General features: G+C 60.4%; 17 protein-coding genes and 2 pseudogenes. 10 read left to right on the top strand and 9 right to left on the bottom strand.

The annotated features are described in order from the left end of the window. The first annotated feature begins 16 nt into the window (after positions 1-16). The 8 genes and pseudogenes from MKP05_RS14620 (at position 17) to MKP05_RS14590 (ending at position 7,130) form a co-directional block, all read left to right on the top strand. The gene (locus MKP05_RS14620; protein WP_240569002.1) at positions 17-1,555 is read left to right on the top strand and encodes a GMC family oxidoreductase; all 1,539 of its coding nucleotides are present in this window, start codon (positions 17-19) and stop codon (positions 1,553-1,555) included. Positions 1,556-1,581: 26 nt separating this feature from the next. Next, positions 1,582-2,367, top strand: coding sequence for an SDR family NAD(P)-dependent oxidoreductase (locus MKP05_RS14615; RefSeq protein ID WP_240569001.1), 786 nt, complete (start codon positions 1,582-1,584; stop codon positions 2,365-2,367). A 24-nt stretch (positions 2,368-2,391) separates the two neighbouring features. After that, positions 2,392-3,510, top strand: a complete 1,119-nt coding sequence (locus MKP05_RS14610; RefSeq protein ID WP_240569000.1) for a glycerol dehydrogenase — start codon at positions 2,392-2,394, stop codon at positions 3,508-3,510. Positions 3,511-3,897: 387 nt separating this feature from the next. After that, positions 3,898-5,310: pseudogene (locus MKP05_RS14605) on the top strand (IS1380 family transposase). Between the two features lie 786 nt (positions 5,311-6,096). After that, positions 6,097-6,300 (top strand): annotated as a pseudogene (locus MKP05_RS14600) (transposase); the annotation flags it as partial. A 131-nt stretch (positions 6,301-6,431) separates the two neighbouring features. After that, complete coding sequence (locus tag MKP05_RS14595; protein ID WP_240568999.1) at positions 6,432-6,749, top strand: helix-turn-helix domain-containing protein; 318 nt, start codon at positions 6,432-6,434, stop codon at positions 6,747-6,749. A gap of 107 nt (positions 6,750-6,856) precedes the next feature. Continuing rightward, entirely contained in the window at positions 6,857-6,973 is a 117-nt protein-coding gene (gene tnpA / locus MKP05_RS22140) for an IS66 family insertion sequence element accessory protein TnpA (RefSeq protein ID WP_439108998.1), read from the top strand. A 1-nt stretch (position 6,974) separates the two neighbouring features. After that, positions 6,975-7,130: a hypothetical protein gene (locus tag MKP05_RS14590; protein WP_240568998.1), complete on the top strand. Its 156-nt coding sequence runs from the start codon at positions 6,975-6,977 to the stop codon at positions 7,128-7,130. A 384-nt stretch (positions 7,131-7,514) separates the two neighbouring features. Here the strand turns inward: MKP05_RS14590 and MKP05_RS14585 are convergent, their stop codons facing one another. The 8 genes from MKP05_RS14585 to MKP05_RS14550 form a co-directional block, all read right to left on the bottom strand. After that, positions 7,515-8,798, bottom strand: a complete 1,284-nt coding sequence (locus tag MKP05_RS14585) for an amidase (protein ID WP_240568997.1) — start codon at positions 8,796-8,798, stop codon at positions 7,515-7,517. Further along, the gene (locus tag MKP05_RS14580) at positions 8,795-9,925 is read right to left on the bottom strand and encodes a M20 family metallopeptidase (RefSeq protein WP_240568995.1); all 1,131 of its coding nucleotides are present in this window, start codon (positions 9,923-9,925) and stop codon (positions 8,795-8,797) included. The genes MKP05_RS14585 and MKP05_RS14580 overlap by 4 nt, the downstream gene beginning before the upstream one ends. A gap of 81 nt (positions 9,926-10,006) precedes the next feature. Continuing rightward, on the bottom strand, positions 10,007-10,717 hold the full coding sequence (locus tag MKP05_RS14575; protein ID WP_110282609.1) for an ABC transporter ATP-binding protein: 711 nt from the start codon (positions 10,715-10,717) through the stop codon (positions 10,007-10,009). A gap of 8 nt (positions 10,718-10,725) precedes the next feature. Further along, a complete protein-coding gene (locus tag MKP05_RS14570; RefSeq protein ID WP_110282610.1) occupies positions 10,726-11,508 on the bottom strand; it encodes an ABC transporter ATP-binding protein in 783 nt (260 codons plus the stop codon). Next, a complete protein-coding gene (locus tag MKP05_RS14565; RefSeq protein ID WP_219999886.1) occupies positions 11,505-12,677 on the bottom strand; it encodes a branched-chain amino acid ABC transporter permease in 1,173 nt (390 codons plus the stop codon). Before MKP05_RS14565 ends, MKP05_RS14570 begins: the two co-directional genes overlap by 4 nt. A gap of 34 nt (positions 12,678-12,711) precedes the next feature. Continuing rightward, the gene (locus tag MKP05_RS14560) at positions 12,712-13,632 is read right to left on the bottom strand and encodes a branched-chain amino acid ABC transporter permease (protein ID WP_219999887.1); all 921 of its coding nucleotides are present in this window, start codon (positions 13,630-13,632) and stop codon (positions 12,712-12,714) included. 84 nt (positions 13,633-13,716) lie between these two features. Then, positions 13,717-14,844: a branched-chain amino acid ABC transporter substrate-binding protein gene (locus tag MKP05_RS14555; protein WP_240568993.1), complete on the bottom strand. Its 1,128-nt coding sequence runs from the start codon at positions 14,842-14,844 to the stop codon at positions 13,717-13,719. Between the two features lie 116 nt (positions 14,845-14,960). Continuing rightward, the gene (locus tag MKP05_RS14550; protein ID WP_110282613.1) at positions 14,961-16,271 is read right to left on the bottom strand and encodes a M20 family metallo-hydrolase; all 1,311 of its coding nucleotides are present in this window, start codon (positions 16,269-16,271) and stop codon (positions 14,961-14,963) included. Between the two features lie 359 nt (positions 16,272-16,630). On the opposite strand from MKP05_RS14550, the gene MKP05_RS14545 reads away from it, so the two are divergent. Together MKP05_RS14545 and MKP05_RS14540 are read left to right on the top strand one after the other, a co-directional pair. Continuing rightward, positions 16,631-17,224, top strand: coding sequence for a cupin domain-containing protein (locus MKP05_RS14545; RefSeq protein WP_110282614.1), 594 nt, complete (start codon positions 16,631-16,633; stop codon positions 17,222-17,224). Between the two features lie 545 nt (positions 17,225-17,769). Next, a complete protein-coding gene (locus MKP05_RS14540; RefSeq protein ID WP_181421982.1) occupies positions 17,770-17,925 on the top strand; it encodes a hypothetical protein in 156 nt (51 codons plus the stop codon). Positions 17,926-18,245: 320 nt separating this feature from the next. Here MKP05_RS14540 and MKP05_RS14535 read toward each other — a convergent pair. Beyond that, positions 18,246-18,340, bottom strand: a 95-nt coding sequence (locus MKP05_RS14535; protein WP_240566927.1) for a transposase domain-containing protein, incomplete at its 5' end; no start/stop codon positions are given.

Below are 18,340 nucleotides of genomic sequence, written 5' to 3'. Positions count from 1 at the left end.
TGAGGAGACATGCAAGATGGCTGTAACAGATAAGTTCTATGATGTTGTGATCGTGGGTGCCGGTGTTGGCGGTGGTGCCATGGCCAATCGCTTGGCAAACGCAGGTGCGCGGGTGCTGGTAGTCGAGCGAGGGAACTACCTTCCACGTGAGGCCGACAACTGGTCGGTCAAGGCTGTTTTTCACGATAAGAAATATACTACCCAAGAACTCTGGCGTGATAAGAGTGGCAATGCCTTTAACCCATCGACTTTCTATTTCGTTGGTGGGAATTCAAAATTCTTCGGCGCAGCTACGGTGCGCTTTCGCAAGGAAGATTTTGAGGTTCTTGAGCACGAGGCCGGCGTCTCACCTGCATGGCCCATCAGTTATGAAGATTTCGCTCCGTATTATGACGAGGCTGAACGGTTGATGGGGACCCATGGCACCGCTGGGGAAGACCCAATCGAACCGCCCCGCTCCGGCCCTTACCCTCACCCCGCTATAGGGCACGAACCTGAGATTGAAGCCATCGCAAAAAAGTTGCGATCCAAGGGCGTGCAACCGTTTTCCTTACCTATCGCTATCGACCGGCACGAGGGAGGAAAGTGCATTCGCTGCGCAACCTGTGATGGATTTGCCTGCAAGCTGGGCGCAAAAAACGATGCCGAGGTTCGATTGGTCGGTCCTGCACTGAAGACGGGACTTGTAGACTTGGTATTGGACACCAAGGTTTTGAGATTCTTGACCGATACCTCAGGCAAGAAGGTTACAGGCATCGAGGTGGAACAGGACGACCAAAAAAATACAATCCACGGAGATATCTTTATTTCTGCCGCTGGGGCAATTAATTCAGCCGCACTACTGCTGCGTTCAGCCAACCAAAAACACCCGAACGGTCTAGGTAACAATAGTTCAGACCAACTGGGCCGTAACTACATGGCTCACAATAACACCGCGATGATGGCGATCCATCCTTTCCGGAAAAATGGAGTAACCTTCCAAAAGTCGCTTTGTATTAATGATTTTTACCTTTCCAACAACGTGCGGCCCTACCCGTTGGGCAATGTACAAGGGCTAGGGAAGCTCCAGGGCGGAATGCTTAGCGCCAACGTACCCTTCATTCCCGAATGGTTAATGGATCACTTTGCCAAGCGCTCAGTCGACTGGTGGATCATGTCTGAGGACTTGCCCGACCCAGAGAACCGCATCACGCTCGACAGCGATGGCACAATCCGAGTTAGCTATACCTCGAACAACCTAAAAGCACACCAGGAATTGGTAAAGCATTGGGGGAAAATCATGCGATCTCTGGGGTATCCGCTAATTTTGACCCAAAAAATGGATATCACGGTATCCATGCACCAGTGTGGCACTGCACGTTTTGGCACTGATCCAGCAACTTCAGTGTTGGATCAATATTCTCGAGTATGGGATCTCGATAATCTCTATGTTGTCGATGCATCTTTTCTCCCCAGTTCGACGGGATTTAATCCATCTCTAACAATTGTCGCGCAGGCAGTCCGGGTGAGTGAACATCTGATAGCGAATGTCCTCAGGTCCACAACTGCTGCCTGAACAATCCATAAAAAGAGTGAGGTACTATGAACAAGACCAAAGGGCTATTTGACTTGAGCGGGAAGGTGGCACTTGTCACCGGCGGTTCACGTGGGATCGGAAAGGCGTTGGCGCTTGGCCTCGCGGGTCAGGGTGCAGCAGTGGTTATAAATTACCAGTCTTCTAAGTCCCATGCCGACGAAGTCGTGAATAAAATAAAAGCCGGCGGTGGAAGGGCTGTAGCCATTCAGGCAGACGTATCGCAAGAGGATGAAGCCAACCACCTAGTCATGGAAGCCGTCTCTGCCATGGGGAGGGTCGATATTCTAATTAACAACGCGGGTATCGTCATACCCACCAATGCTGAAGACTGCACTTTTGATGACTGGCGCCGCACTATGTCGGTTAACCTTGATGGTGTCTTTTTAGTCTCTCGTGCCGCAGGGCGGCACATGATTGAACGAGGCAGCGGTTCTATTGTGTCGGTCGGATCGATGTCGGGCCGGATAGTTAACTGGCCCTTCCGCCATGCGGCTTACAACGTTTCTAAGGCCGGCGTGCATATGCTGACGAAGTGTCTTGCCACGGAATGGGCCGAGTACGGTATCCGTGTGAACGCAATCGCGCCGGGATACATCCACACCGAACTGACTGATGAAGTTCTCAAGGAGCATCCGGAGGTGGTTCGCGACCATTGGGCCAAAGGGGCGGTGCAGAACCGGATTGGGGACACCAACGAATTAGTAAGCGCAGCCGTCTACCTGGCGGCTGATAGCGCTAGTTTTACAACTGGCGAGATCATAACAGTAGACGGTGGCCTGACGTTACGTTGAGAATTCCGAGAGGAGAGTCATATCATGGGAACAAAAGCATATGGGAATATCAGAGGATATGGTGGCCCGCTGCGTTATGTACAGGGTCCTGGAGCACTGGCCAGTCTCGGGATCTACGCTGCGGATCTTTCCGATAGAGCGCTGATTCTAATGGATGGGTTCGTTCAGGATACCTATGGGGAGACCCTCATGGCATCTCTAGCCGAAGCAGGCGTGACCGCGACGGCGGCCCGCTTCGGAGGTGAATCCACTGATGCCGAAGTAGACCGTTGCATTTCGTTGGCACGTGATGCCGAAGCCGGTGTGGTCATTGGCGTGGGCGGTGGCAAGACCCTTGATACCGGCAAGCTGACCGCAAGGGCTGTCGATGCCCGAATCATGACTGTGCCAACTATTGCCTCGACAGACAGCCCGACCAGCGCAATCGGAGTAATTTACACGGAGGACGGTGTCTACGTCCGTGTCGAACAGTGCAACCGCAATCCAGACGTAGTTTTAGTGGATAGCGAAGTAATACTTAATGCGCCAGTGCGTTTCCTCTCCTCCGGGATGGGCGATGCTCTATCCACTTGGTACGAAGCCCGATCAAATTTTGAAAGCCAGTCAAAAAACTATATAGACTCAGGGTTTGCCCCAACAATCGCCGGGGCTCAGATAGCAAAGGCATGTCATGATACTTTGATGCGAGATGGGATTTCCGGCTATCATGCAGCGAAGTCAGGCTGTCTGACGCAAGCAGTCGAGAACATTATTGAAGCGAATACGCTGCTGTCCGGCCTAGGCTTCGAGAATTGCGGCGTTTCGGCCGCCCACGGGATTCATGACGCCCTGACTGTCTTGGAGCCGACCCATGACTTCATGCACGGCGAAAAGGTGGCATTCGGTATCATTTGCCTATTAGTTATAGAGAACCGTCCAATTACAGAAATTACCGAGGCTGCGCAGTTCTGCGCCGCGATCGGCCTCCCCATTACGTTGGCGAGCTTGGGGCTAGCAGATGCTACTGACCAAGATCTATTACAAGTAGGAGAGGCAGCAATGGCACCAGCAAGTGTCATTCATTCAGTGCCTGTTCCGTTAAGCGCCAAAAAAATTGCTCATGCGATTCGTGCCGCCGATGCTATAGCAAAACATGTGACTTAGGGAAGCGCTGAACAACTCGGTTCTGGTGCGGTTGAAGTGTTCAGCGCGGCAAATTTGACGCCTCACCGGTTGTTTTCTGACCACCTCAGGTGATCTGTTTGTCCTGGCAGCCGGTTATCCGGCTGCCAGGCCAGAGTAAATATCCCCCGGCAAAGCCGGGGCTTTATATTGTTAGCCCCTCAAAGGGGCAAGAACCCTCGAGTTCGACAGTTATAAGCGTAAACTACTGATTATCCTGGAACGCGTTTTCAAAATTGGCACTACAAGCTGGATGCCATCGGTGCCGGCAGGCCAATCGCCTCGAAGAGGTCGCGTTGTTCAGCCCGGGATATTCATGAGGCAGGCCTGAGAACGAAGATAGCGGATGGGTTCTCTTGTAGAATCAAGCTGTTCCGGCAAGAACACGATTCAAGAGGCCATCCGCTATGGGTGAAAGGTTATCCCCCTGGATTCCGTCCTGCAACGGGTCCATCCGCGTTGAGCTTGATGGCCAGCGCACCACCAGTGACAGCGGTGCCTTGCTGCTGCGCGAAGCCCTCGACAGCAGCGGCGTGATCGCCGCCCTTGAGGATCATCTGGTCGACCAGCGCGATCCGGATCGCGTCCGCCACACCTTGGCCAGTCAACTCCGCACCGTGGTGCTACAACGGGCCATGGGCTGGATCGATCTCAGCGATACCACCACGCTGCGCCGCGATCCGCTCTGGCAACTGGTGTGCAGCGACGCGCGGAGCACGACGCCATTGGCACAGGACCGGCCGTCCCAAGCCACGCTGTCGCGGTTGCTGACCTGCCTGGGCCGGGGTGACAACTACCGTGCATGAAGGTCTTCTGCGGCTGGCGATCTGGCGACTGACCTCGCTGAACGGCGGCGAACGCCCCAAACACCTGACGCTGGATATCGACGGCCTGCCGATCGAAGTCTTCGGCCACCAGGGCGGATCGGCCTACCACGGCCATGTTGGCGCGCGGATCTACTCGCCGCTGATCGCCTCGCTGGCCGAGACCGGCGACATGGTCGGAGGCCTGCTGCGCGAGGGCAACGCCGGCCCAGCCGAGAATGCCGATACCTGGATTCCGCACCTGGTGCGGCGACTCAACGAGAGCCTCGGGGCCAGGGTGCGGGTGCGCATCGATGCCGGCTTCACCGACAACGACACGCTGGAGGCGCTGGAAGAGCGCGGCATTGAGTACTTGGGACGGCTGCGCAGTCACTCGGGGCTTCAGAAGCTGGCGGCGCCGTACCTGAGGCGTCCACGAGGTCGCCGCCCCGAACAACCCCGGGAGTGGTGCCACGACCTGACGTACCAGGCGGGGTCGTGGCCGGCGCCGCGACGCGTCGTGCTGGTGGTGCAGGAGCGCCCCGATGATCTGCTGCTGCATGCCTTCTTCCTGGTCACCAACCTTGGCAAGTTCGACTGGCCGCCGGCGAAGGTCCTGGCGCTCTACCGCAAGCGCGGCAGCGCCGAGGCTCACATGGGCGAGGTGAAGTCGGCCCTCGACGTGCACCTCTCCTCGACGGATCGCGGCGACTCCACTGTCCAGGACGTGATGGCCCGCAACGAGGTGAGCCTGCTGCTGAGCCTCTACGCCTACCAGGTCCTGCATGGGCTGCGGCGCTTGCTGGAGAGCCGGACGCACCAGGGGTGGAGCCTGATCCGGATGCGCGAGCAGGTGCTCAAGGTCGCGGCGACGTTGTCGCTGCACGCCCGACGCATCACGGTGCACCTCGGCGATGCCGCCGACAAATGGTGGCCCACCTTGCTGAAGGGGTTGCCTCGGCTAACGGCCCTGGCCTGACACTCGGCATCACCATGATTCAATCAGCCAGTAGAGCGGCCACAGCGAAGGTCGGCGGTAACGGCTGCGCCGGCGCTCGATATTAATGCTTAAAAGGCATGAATAGACGATCGGTGAGTCGGATAAGGAATAGACTACCCGGCTATCAAGCGGCTTGATGACGTTGAAGTGGGTCGATGCCAGCGACCACTCGGTTCAACACCCTCATTCGGTAACCTGATGAATGAGGCGGGATTAATGCACCAAGGGTGGTCGGCGCCGAGGGCCGTCTCGAGGATCGCGACTGCCCAGTCGGACTCGCGCCGCGCTTCGTCCGTCCGACCCAGTTCGGCAAGGATCATGGCACGACTGTCGAGAACGCATCCCACGTGAGGATGTTCTGCATCAAAAGCACTCGTCATGATTGCCAGGGCGAGAGCCGAACCTGAATCGGCTTCATCGAGCCGCCCAATGCTTCGACGCAGCCAAGACAGGCTGTTCGGCGTCGTCGCGTAGTGCGGATGCCGGTCGTCGAGCGTCGAGCGTCGCCGATAGGATCTCTAGCGCCTGCGCGTAGAGCGCCTCGGCCTCCAGGTAGCGCCCCGCCCCATCGCCTGCCAGACCTGGGCCAGGCTGAGCAGCGTCGTCGCCTATTCCAGATGCCGGTCGCCAAGCGTCGCCGAATAGATCTCAAGCACCTGCACGTAGAGCGCCTCGACCTCCGGGTTGCGCCCCATCGCCTGCCGGACGTTGTCTAGGTTTTGTACGAAAAGTAAATGCTGCTAACTTTTCCCATGCCGCAGCAGCATAGGTGAGGTATGGCAGAACGAGCTCTCCGAGCACAGCTGGTCGCTGATCAAGGATATCGTCTCACCGCCCCAGGCGATGGGCCGGCCACGGCGGGATGACCGCCAGGTATTGAATGGCATCTTCTGGGTCCTGTGCTCGGGGGCCAAATGGCGTGACTTGCCTGAGCGCTATGGCCCCTGGACCACGGTGTATGCCCGATTCCTGTCGGGTGACATGGAAAACTGACCCCCAGGCGACACGGAGAATTGCCCCCTCCGTGATCTCACCAGGAGGGTCCATGCATGCAGCAACCCGGATATAACGTTCCCCACACTCAGGTACGAGGGGAACCGATGCAGAACCCAGAGGATGTCGCGGCCATGCTGCGCCTGAAGGCCTGCGGCTGGGGCGACCGGCGCATCGCCGACGAACTCGACGTCAGCAAGAACACCGTCAAGCGCTACCTGCGACAGGGCGGCTGGGCACCCTATGCCAGCCCGCAGCGCACCAAGTCGCTTGATGGCCTGGAGGACTGGCTGCAGGCCCGCTTCCTGCAGCATGCTGGCAACGCCGCCGTGGTGCTGCAGGACTTGCAGCTCGAACATGGCCTCACGGTCAGTCTGGCCATTCCGGCGCGTTATTTTCCGAAGCAGGTTGCCCCCCTACGCTGATCCCGTCATCCATCGACGGGGAGTCAGTTCCTATGCCTACCAGACGCCATCCGCGATACTCGGCCGAGCAGTGGCAGGCCTGGATCGAGGAGTAAGCCAGCGGCGGGCTGTCTCAGCGTGCGTTCTGTGAACAGAAGGGTCTGTCCAAAAGCTCTTTCCAGCTCTGGAAGCGCCGACAGGGAGACGGGGGCAGCGGCGCCTGCGGCGTCCCGAGCGGCCAGTGACGTGTCGTCGATCTTTGCCCCGGTGATGGCGCCCGATGAGGCGCCAGAGCATGACGCACGAGGCTGGGAGATCGAGGCAGGCAAGGCCATTGCCCTCAGCCATGCCGAGTTCGAGGCCTTGATCGAAGGCTTTGATCTGGTGGTCACGAAACGCTGAAAACGCTGGCATCCCAAGCTGTCAACGGCCTAATGGGGTGGTAAACAGAAGCTTGATTCAACAAGGAATTTCACCCTGTGTCCTCGGCATCCTTGGAGGAGAAATATCAGCAGGCGCTGGTCGATAACTCGGCGCTCAAGATAAAGAATGCCTCGCCCCAATTAGATCAGTTCAAGGATGTCGAGTGCAATGCTGAGAGACGTCCTGATGAACCCTGCTGCTCTCATCAGTAGCACCATACGCCTGAACCATGGCCAACCGGCAGCCCTCGAGAGGGCTGCCAAAGACGTCATGCAGATGCGGGAACCGATGATCAACCGATGGCATTGCTCCGTCTCAAGTCTCCTCGGCGCATGGCCCGATCGATCGGCAAGGCGGCAGCCGCTAGCCTCCATTCAACCGCGAGAAAAGCCACTCGGCGATACTCAAGGTAGCCAGATCACCATCACGGGGGCCGATCAGCTGCACGCCGACGGGCATACCGCTGGCACCTGTCAAGCCGGGCACGTTGACGCAAGGTGTACCAAGCAATGTCCAGATGCGGCTGAATACGGGGTCACCCGTTCCTGCGGCATGTGCCGGCGCTTCCCCCGGGGCGCTGGGCGCCAGCAGGACATCAATGTCCATGAAGACCCGACCAAGCTCGGCTCGACAGCCCCGCGCGGTCTGCCGGGCCTGGTCATAACGCACCGCCGGCACGCCGCTACCCTCATCCAGCAGCGCCTTGAGCTGGCTGCTGAGCTGATCGCCATGCCGGTCACGCTCGAAGGCCAGGCTGCGACAGGCTTCATAGATCATGATGGTGTGCTGGGCCGCGAGGAGCTCATCGAAACTGGCCGGCAACCTCACGTTGTGCACCTCGCCGCCAGCGTCCCGGATACACATCACCGCCTCTTGCAGGGCCTGCTCGGTATCCGCCGTGGCGGCCTCCCACTGGGGCGTAAGGCATAGCCCCACCCTCGGAAGATGTGTTGCTGGCCATGACGGGGCCAGATCGCGCCCACTCAGCACGCCAGCCAATCGCCCGACATCCGGAACATTGCGGGCGAACACGCCAACCGTATCCAGCGACCAGGCAGCGGGCTTAAGCCCCGCCGTATTGATCAGGCCATAGGTAGGTTTGTACCCCACCACGCCGCAATAGGACGCGGGTCGAATGATGGAGCCGGCGGTCTGGGTACCAAGGGCCCACGGCACCATGCCATCCGCCACCGCCGCGGCCGAGCCACTGGACGAGCCCCCCGGTGTGCGCTCTAGATCATGAGGGTTGCGCGTGCCGCCGGGCGAGTAGAAGGCGAACTCCGTGGTCACGGTCTTGCCCATGACGATGCCCCCGGCACGGCGAAGCAGTGCCACCACTGCGGCGTCCGAGGCGGGCCGATGGTCGGCATAGATGGCCGAGCCACACCCGGTCGGCATGTCATGGGTGCTGAACAAGTCCTTCACCGCGACAGGCATACCATGCAGCGGCCCCTGTGATGCTGATGAATCCCGACGGCGGGCCTCCTCGAGCGCCCGACGCTCATCGAGATATTGCCAGGCGGCGACATCAGGCTCGCGGGCCGCCACGCGTTGCAGACATTCCCGCATCAGCGCCTCGCTGGTGAGGTCACCGGTCCTGATCGCTGTCAGGCCGTCTGTGGCGGTGCGCCATGTGGGGGGAGTCACGAGGCATTCCAGTGGGTCATGATGGCGACATAGGCCGCCTTGGCCTGCTCGATGCGATCGACAAAGCAGTATTCATCCGTCTGGTGGGCGAGTGACGGCTCTCCAGGCCCGAGAATAATGGTCGGAATATCGCCGTAGTATGGCGTGAGTGCTGAGGCATCGGTGAAATAGTTGACCCCGCGCGCGTCGGGCATGTCCCCGAGCACAGGCTGCATGATGGCAAATACCTCCCGCACCCAGGCATGCTGGGGGTCGGTCCATACGCCATCCAAGTCGATCACAGTTTCCAGCTCGCTCAAGTCGGGAGCGAGATGCCCCCCGAGGCCATCGCGGAGAGCATCATGCGAGGCGCCCGGCGTCGTGCGAATATCGATGCCGATACGACACAAATCCGGCACGGAGTTCATGTTCAGGCCACCGGAAATGGTACCGACATTCAGCGTATCACTGCCGAGCACCGCATGCGGCGGTCGGTGAAATTCGAAGGCCTCGAGCTTGGCAACGACCCGCGCGGCCTTGTACACGGCATTGACGCCATGCTGGGGCATCGACCCATGCGCGGTGGCCCCCTGAGTGAGGGCATTGAGCCAGAGCGCCCCCTTGTGCCCGACCATGGGAAAGTTGCTGGTCGGCTCGGCCACGATCATGGCACCGGCCTCGCCGAGCAGACCCCCCTGCGTAGCGAGAAAATACGCCCCCTCACAGCCGGTTTCCTCGCCGGCAGTGATCACCAGAACCACGCCGGGCCCCTCATCGAAGGTATCCGCCAGATCGATGGCCGCGGCGACGAAGGCAGCGACGCCCGCCTTCATGTCGGTGGAACCGCGTCCGTAGAGCTTGCCATCGATGATGTCACCGGAAAACGGATCGACGCTCCAGGGCTGGGCGCCGAGGGGCACCGTATCGATATGGCCTGTGAAACAGATCGGCTTGCCAGAGTGCCCCCCCCGACGCGCGATGACATTACTGCGCCCCTCCTCGCCCTCCGGATAGGCCACCGTGAAGCCCGCCGCCGACAGCAACTGCCCGATATGATGGGCGCACTCGCGCTCCTGCCCGGGGGGGTTGATGGTGTTGAACTGTACCAGCGCCTGGGTCAGCGCCACGGGATCGACCGAACTCGGCATGATGAACCTCTCCTGATGAATGGAATCGACCTGCGGCGATGCTGGCCGGTGGGACCCGACAGGGTGCCTGTGGACTTGCCCTCAGCCGAAATAGGCCTGATGAACCTCATCGTTCTCACTCAAGGCCTTGGCATCACCTTCCGCCACCACGCCCCCCTTGCTCAGCACATAGCCGTAGTCGGAAATCGCCAGGGTCTGGCGCATGTTCTGCTCCACCAGAAAGATGGTCACCCCGCGCTCGTTGATGCGCTCGATGATGCTGAAATTCTCCTTTACGAACAGCGGCGACAGCCCAAGCGAGGGCTCATCGATGAGCAGCAGTTGCGGTGAGCTCATGAGCCCCCGGCCGATGGACAGCATCGCCTGTTCGCCGCCGGACATGGTCCCGGCGAGCTGGACATGGCGCTCTTTCAGGCGCGGAAAGATCTCGTAGGCTTCCTCGATGCGCTCACGGATCACCGCGTCGGACTTCACCTGATAGGCCCCCAGGCGCAGGTTTTCCTCGACGGTGAGCTTGGGAAACACCTTGCGCCCTTCAGGAATGCAGGAGATGCCATTAGCGATCACCTTGTGGGTCGACAGGCCGGTAATGTCCTGCCCGTTGAAGGTGATCCGCCCCTCGCGCGGTACGGTCAGTCCCAGGATGGAGCGAATCAGGGTGGTCTTGCCTACCCCGTTGGACCCGAGCAGGCAGGTAATCTTCCCCGGCCGCACCGCGAGGGAGACGCCCTCCAGCACATCCGCCTTGTCATAGGCGGTATAGACGTTCTCTATCTTTAGCCCTTCGGTCATGACAGCGCTCACTCAATGCCGAGGTACGCTTCACGCACCTGTGGGTTGTTGACGACATCCTGGTAGGTGCCCTCGCAGATCTTCTTGCCGAAATTGAGAACCGCACAGTGATCGGTGATGCGCTCCATGACACTCATTTCGTGCTCGATGATGATGATCGAGAGCTCCGGGGTATGTTCGCGCACCGAGAGGATATCCCCCATCAGCTGATGGGTTTCCTCATGGGTCATGCCCGCCGACGGCTCGTCGAGCAACAGCAGCTTGGGCTGGCTGATCAGCGCTCGGCAGATCTCGATGCGCCGCCGATCCAGCATCGGAAAGCCCCCTACCGCCTCGGACATGCGATCGGCCAGGTTCGGGCTGAAGGCCCGCACGAGATCGCGGGCCTGCTCGTAACGCTGCTCGAGATCCCGCGCGAAGGCGCCGCGCCGAAATAGGTTGAAGCCCAGCCCCAGGTTCAGATGCTTGTGATTGCCGACCATGATGTTGTCGAACAGGGAGAGCGACAGGCACATGCGTGAACGCTGAAAGGTGCGTGCGATGCCGGCACGATACACGGCCTGGGCCGAGTGCTTGCTGATGTTCTCACCCGCAAAGTGAGCCTGGCCGTCACTGAAGTCGTAGATCCCCGTCAGGACATTGAAGAAGGTCGTCTTGCCCGAGCCGTTGGGCCCCAGAAAGCCGAGGATATCGCCACGCTTCACTTCGAGATCGAGATGATCCAGCGCGACGAGGCCACCGAATCGGCGCGTGACCCCCTCGCAGGACAGCAGTACATCTGACGCGCTCATGATCTGGCCCCCCCGCCCGGGATGTAATTACGCATGCCGCGAGGAAGCAGTCCGTCCGGCCTGAACAGCAGCACCAGGACCACCAGGCCGGCAAACAGCAGGAATCGGTACTCCTGAATCATCTGCAGTTTCTCGGGCAAAATGACGACAATGGCTGCCGCCACCGCCAGCCCCCAGGGATTGCCGATGCCGCCCAACAGCACGATGGAGACCAGGATCAGGGAGTCGCCGAAGCTGAAGTTGGCGGGAGCAATGAAGCCGAGCATCATGGCATACAGCGCACCGGCCATGCCGATCAGAAAGTTCCCCAGCGTGAAGCCGACGACCTTCCAGCGGGCGATGCTCAGCCCGTAACAGGCGGCCGCCGTCTCGTCGAGCCTGACGGCATCCATGCTCAACCCGATCCAGGAGCGTTCCAGGCGCTTGACCAGGGCGAAGGCGATGACCAGCAAGGCCAGGGCCAGCAACAGGTAGTTCAGGTAAAAGGACCCGTAGAAGCCATTCTCCAGCTCGATCCCGGTGTTGAACCCCCAGCCGAACAGCGCCATTTCACCGGTGGCCAGGCCCTGTGGCCCGCCCAGGGTGTCGTTGACCTGGAGAAAGCTCATGAACAGGATGGCGAAGGCGATGGTCACCACCGCCGAGTAGTGTCCCTTGGTACGCAGCACCGGCAGTACCAGTAGACACCCCACCAGTGCCGACATCACCCCACCGATCACCAGCACCAGCAGGGGCGGCACGGCGGTATGGGCCAGCAGGACCGCCGAGGTATAGGCCCCCACCCCGAGGAAAGATGCCCCGGACAGGTTGACCAGCCCGAGATAGCCGAACTGAATGGTCAGCCCCAGGCCGGCGAGCATGTAGAGCAGCACGATCGCGATCATAAGCAGCGTGAAGTGATCCTCGCGGAACACCGCCGCCAAGGCCAGCACGCCGCACACGGCAGCACCATTCATGAGTTTTTCATGATCGCTGAAGGCGCGACCGACATAGCCTAGTCCCCCCAGGCGAGACACGCCGAGCGTCACCGCCACGGCAAGCGCCAGCAGGAAGCCGATGACGTACTCGTTTTCCGCCTTGAGAAACCAGATCGCGAAGCCGGTCGTGAGCAGCGCGGCGAGCAGCCCAGCGAACAGCGACAGGTTCGACTCCGAGAGTCGACCGAGCACGGGGATTCGGTATATCAGATTATTTTGCATCGACTCAGACCCTTTCACTGGTACGTTCGGCGATCAGCCCGGTCGGTCGCCACGCCATCAGCACGATCACCACGGCAAACGCGAAGACGTCCTTGTAGGCGCTGGCAAACGGCAAGGCCACGGAACCGATGGTCTGCAATGCAGCAAACAGGAAGCCGCCCAGGATGGCACCGTAGATGCTGCCGAGCCCACCGATGATCGCGGCGGCAAAGCCGATCACCCCGAGCAGCAGGCCGTTACCGAAATTGATCTCGTTGTAATACAGGCCATTCATTACCCCGGCGAAGGCAGCGACACCCGAGCCGATGGCGAAGGTCACCAGCACCACCAGCCGGAAATTGATTCCCATGGTCATGGCCGTTTCTTCATCCTGGGCGACCGCCCGAATGGCCAGGCCCAAACGCGTGCGATTGATCACGAGATGCAGGGCGACGATGAGCAGCAGTCCGGCGATCAACAACATCAGACTGTCGACGCGCAGGGTGAAACTGCCAAAGGTGAAGGCCTCATCGGGCAGCAGGGCAGGAAAGCGCTTGGGGTTGGAACCATCGGGGAAGAACAGGCGAACGCTCTCGCGGAGCACGGTGCCCAGCATGAGGGTGATCAGCAATGTATTGAGCGGCGGCGACGATCGCAGCGGCAGCACCAGGTATCTGGCAATCAGTGCCCCCAGGAGGGCCACCACACCGACCGATGCCAGCAGTGCCCCCAGCAACTCGATGATGGGATTATCGATCCCGATCGCCGCCAGCGCCAGGATGGCGGTATAGCCAACGAAAGACCCCACCATCAAAACATCGCCATGAGAAAACTGAATAACGTTGAGCACCCCGAAAAACAGGGTGAATCCTACGGCGACCAGAGCGTACATCATCCCCAGCATGAGGCCGTTGATGACATACTGACCCAGGAGTCCGATGTCCATTGAAGGCACCTCGAAAGTCGTGTGTGGAAAAGGGCGGGCGGGAGCACGCCTCCCTGAGGAGGCGCTCCCGAACGGCTCGAGGTGTTACTGGACATTGACCAGACTACGCTGGCCAGACGCATATTCACTGTCATCCCAGACGAGCCACTCGCCGTCCTGGGCGACATACTTGGTGATCAGGGCCACGACGTTCTGGCCATGATCGTCGAAGGTGATCTCGCCGACGATGGAATCCTTGCCCTCGGTGTTGCCCAGGGCATCGATGACCTTGCCGCGATCCGGCCCCACCGCTTCGATGGTATCGAGCACCAGATCCATGGCCGCGAAGGCGAAGGGACCATAGGCTTCGGCAGGATCGGTATAGCCGGCTGCCTCGTACTGTTCCTTGAAGAACTGGCCACCCGGCAGCTTGGCCAGCGGCGCCCCTTCGATGAAGGCCAGCGAACCCTCGGCCAGATCACCCAGTCCCTGCAGATAGGCATCGGAAACGATGCCCGAGGTACCCTCGAACTGCGCCTCGATACCGAGTTTCTCCATCTGGCGACGGAGACGCACACCCAACGGCGACAGACCGCCGAAGTAGATGACATCCGGCGCCAGTGCCTTGGCCTGCGTCAGCTCGGCGGTGAAGTCCTGCTGGTCCGAGGCGACACCGAAGGTCTCGAGGATCTCACCACCACTCTCGGTGACAAACTTCGAGAAGTGCTCGTTGTGGCCCTTGCCATAATCCGTGGTGTCATGAATGACCACCCACTTCTTGTAGCCCTGCTCGGTCATGAACTGCGCGGCGGTTTCGTTCTGGTTGATCATCGTGCCGTTGACGCGGTGGACTTCCGGGTACTCGTTGCCATAGGTCACATCCGGCAAGACGGCACCCCACACCACCGCCGGCAACTTGAATCGGTGATAGACATCGGCCGTGGCCATGGCCACCGCGGAACAGTAGTGCGTCACCGCCGCAATCACATCTCGATCGGCCGCCGCCTTGGTCGCCACCTGCACACCGATATTGGGTTTGCATTCATCATCGAGCACCAGCAGCTCATAATGGTACTTGGCATCGGGGTCCTGGTTGCGCAGCGCGACCGCCAGCTCTGCCGAGTTGCGTCCGCCGAGACCGTTGGCGGCCACGCCCCCGGAGAGCGGACCGATAAAGGCCACCTCGACCGTATCCTTGGCCTGGGCAGCCCCGGCACCGAGTGCGAGTGCCATGGCCGTCATACCGACGACCGTCTTCATGCCTGAAAGCGTCATGGAACAGTACCTCTTGTTAAAGTTGTGGGTTGTTGGTGTTGCGGTAAGGTGCAATAGGCAGCCCAGTGGATGGCCTATTGCGATGAAGGCATACGTGCGGCTCCAGACTCTCCCGCCAGACGAATCAAGGCATTGCACAACACCTGGGTGCCTGCGCGGAGATCCTCGGGGGCTGCACTTTCCGCCTGGTTGTGACTGACACCGCCCTCGCAGGGCACAAACAACATTCCTGTCGGGGCCATGGTATGCAGCCATTTCGCATCGTGGGTGGCACCAGACATGAGCTCCAGGGTCGCCATGCCTGCGTCGCGGGCGGCCAAGGTCAACAGCCGGCGAATGGCTGACGGAAAATGAATCGGTGCCGAGTGCGACAGTTCTTGGACCAGCACGTCGCAGGGAGCTGCCAGCTGCTCGCAGAGTGGGGCGATGGCATCCCCCATGCGCTCGAGCGCGCCGGCGTCGGGATGACGGAAGTCGATGGTGAACACCACCCGCCCAGCGACAGTGTTCGGGGATCCCGGCTGCACCTGCCAGCGCCCGATGGTGAACCGGGCGATATCGTCCTCATCCTCGAAATAGCGGGTCAGCGCCATCGCGATGCGCATGGCCGCCGCCTGGGCGTCGCGGCGTGCCGCGCGGGGTGTGGTACCCGCGTGAGCCTCTTGGCCTTGCACCTCGATCTCGAACCAGCGCAGTCCCTGGATGCCCGACACGATCCCCAGCGAGCATTCCGCGCGCTCCAGCACCGGACCCTGCTCGATGTGGGCTTCCAGATAAGCGTGCACCGGTGTGCCGAAGTCGCGACGGGGGAGCTCACCGTGCCGCGCCAGGAAGAGCTCGATCACATCCCCCAACGCCATGCCCTGATCATCCCGCGCGGCCAGTGCCTGGTCCAATTTCATGCCGCCAGCAAACACGCTCGATCCCATGGTGGTTGGCGGGAAACGGGACCCTTCCTCATTGGCCCACACCACCAGCTCCAGCGAACGCGGCAACGACAGTTGCCGTGCCTGTATCGCCGTCAAGGCCTCCAACCCCGCCAATACCCCGAAGGTACCGTCGAACTTGCCTCCCGCCGGCTGGGTATCCAGATGTGATCCCGTCAAGACCGGCGGCAGGGTGGAATCGGTGCCGGCCAGGCGCAGGAACAGGTTGCCGATGGCATCGATCGAGGGCTCAAGCCCGCTCTCGGCGGCCCACGCCATCAACTGCAACCGCGCGTCGGCATCCACCGCCGTAAACGCCTGCCGGTTCACGCCGCCCCGGGCCAGGGCACCGTGGCTGGCCAGCGCCATGTGGCGATGCCAGAGACGCTCGCCATCGATGGCGACCTCTGGGCATCCGGATGTTCTTGCCGTATCGCGGCCTGGCTTGCTAGCAGTCATAATGATAGAACCTTACCTATATTCATGGGCATGAATCCCAAGATAGACCTTTCATAAAGAATTGCAAGGACCAGGCCATAGCAGGCAGTTTGTCACGAATGATGGGGCACAAGGCTGCCATACCGCGCCTCAACGCCTTGTTATGGTTGTATAAATGCTGTCTTTCGCTGCCTGATGGCGTGATTCGAGACGCTTGCCCGACGCGACGATACAATAAGCGGTAGCTGCCATACTCAGCCTCTCACTTGCACCAGGGCAGCCTCGATGCACTAAAACAGTGCCGGCGCGCCAGACCTAACCGCCCTTGGAAATCGACCAGACATTCCTCGGGATCTCACTTGAAGAGAAGAGACCAATCGATGGGGAAAGATCCAAAAACAACACCAACCGGTGAAACCGATAGTGAGCTCGGCATACGCATCAAACACCTTCGCATGAGCCGTGGCTTGCGGATGCGGGAGGTGGCCAAGCAGGCAGCCTGTTCGGAAAGCATGGTATCCAAGATCGAGGCGGGCCATACCGTACCCTCACTGAGGGTCCTGCACAGCATTGCGCATGCCCTAGACGTCAGCATCGCCTCGCTGTTCGAGACCCCGAAGGCCGCCGGCATCGTGCGACGTGCCGGGGAGCGGCCGATGATTCGCCTGAAGGGTGCCAACTACTCGGGTCAGATCGCACTGGAAGGCCTGGCTCCAACCGAACAGAATGCCCTGCTCGAGGCAAACATTCACATTGTCGAACCAGGCGCCGAAAGCGACGGCGCCATCAGCCATGAAGGCGAGGAGCTGGGCCTGGTGATCGAGGGCTGCCTGGAGCTTCAGGTCGATGATGAGACCTTCTTTCTGCAGACCGGGGACTCCTTCTGGTTTCCGTCCAATCGCAAGCACCGCTACCGCAACCCTGGTCGCACTACCGCCCGTATCGTCTGGGTAAATACCCCACCAACCTTCTGACCGCGCTCGGCCCCGATGCCCATGCCACGGGGCCGGAACATCAGTTCTTGCCCTCTGACGGAACGTCGCTGCAGACAGGAGTCTGCTGAGACCCGGCTCGGGAGAGGCCAGCAGGGCGCACTCGTTGAGGAATTCGTGACAAGGCGGGCGTTGGAGCCATTCCAGAACAGGCGCGGCAGGCGAGGCAACAGGGCGGGACAAATGAGCGTCAGTGGTGGGTGGTGGTCAGGATCAGGACAGCGCACCTGGAGTTATGCCGCTTCTCTGTCTCGCAGCGTCACGCGGCTCGGCCAAGCAATCGGGTAGGGACCGGGGTCACCCCCGGTGCCCTCCCAGACCACCGCATATGTACGGATCCGTATACAATGGCCTCACGGTTGATGAAGTCTGTGATCTGCGAGGGCTTGAAGGCGCCGCGGAGTATGGTGGGGTAGAGACCCGGCTCGGTGTCCAGCGGATTGTGGATTGTCACGATCAGCCACGGATCTCCGAGCCCTATCATGTCCACGCCGTGCGGGTTGTCGTTGGCGCGCAGGAAGGCCTCCATGCTGGCAAACGGGGAGGACTCCATCCCATTGCTTACGACCAAACACCTCGATGGGCAGGCCATCGAGATCCAGGATTACGACAGCAGATCCCAAAGCATCGCGCGACAGCTCTCCGCGGCGGAGACGGGTCATGCCACGGTCACCGCCCCCTGAGGGCGCGGGATCGTGAGTCAGATGCACTCAGCATCCTGATGCTGGGTGGCCAGCGGTGGCAAGGGGCTTACCATCAGTACCGGGACAAATGGTGGTGTGTCGCACCCCGACTCCCGCCGACGCGCGTCACGGATCCACTTGTGCACCAGGTTGCCGTTCAGGCTATGTTCCAGGGCAACTCCGGCCACCGAGGTGCCGGGTTACTGGCAGGCAGTCACGATCCTGACCTTGAACTCGGGAGTGTAGTGGCGACGCCGACGAATCACGCGATCAATGCTTGGGATGGTCGTAAGCGTTCGGGCATCACCGCTTGTCAGTGATCAGGCGTTGTGCTGCCAGTTGTGGGGCAGGAGTTCGTGGATTTGGCTGGCCTTGTGTGTCGGCAGCCGTTCCAGCACGTTCTTCAGGTAGGCGT

This window comes from Halomonas flagellata, from assembly GCF_022487945.1.
Classification (GTDB): Bacteria; Pseudomonadota; Gammaproteobacteria; order Pseudomonadales; family Halomonadaceae; genus Halomonas; species Halomonas flagellata.
Note: the sequence above shows the minus strand (reverse complement) of the source record. Positions and strands in the feature narration are given on the sequence as shown.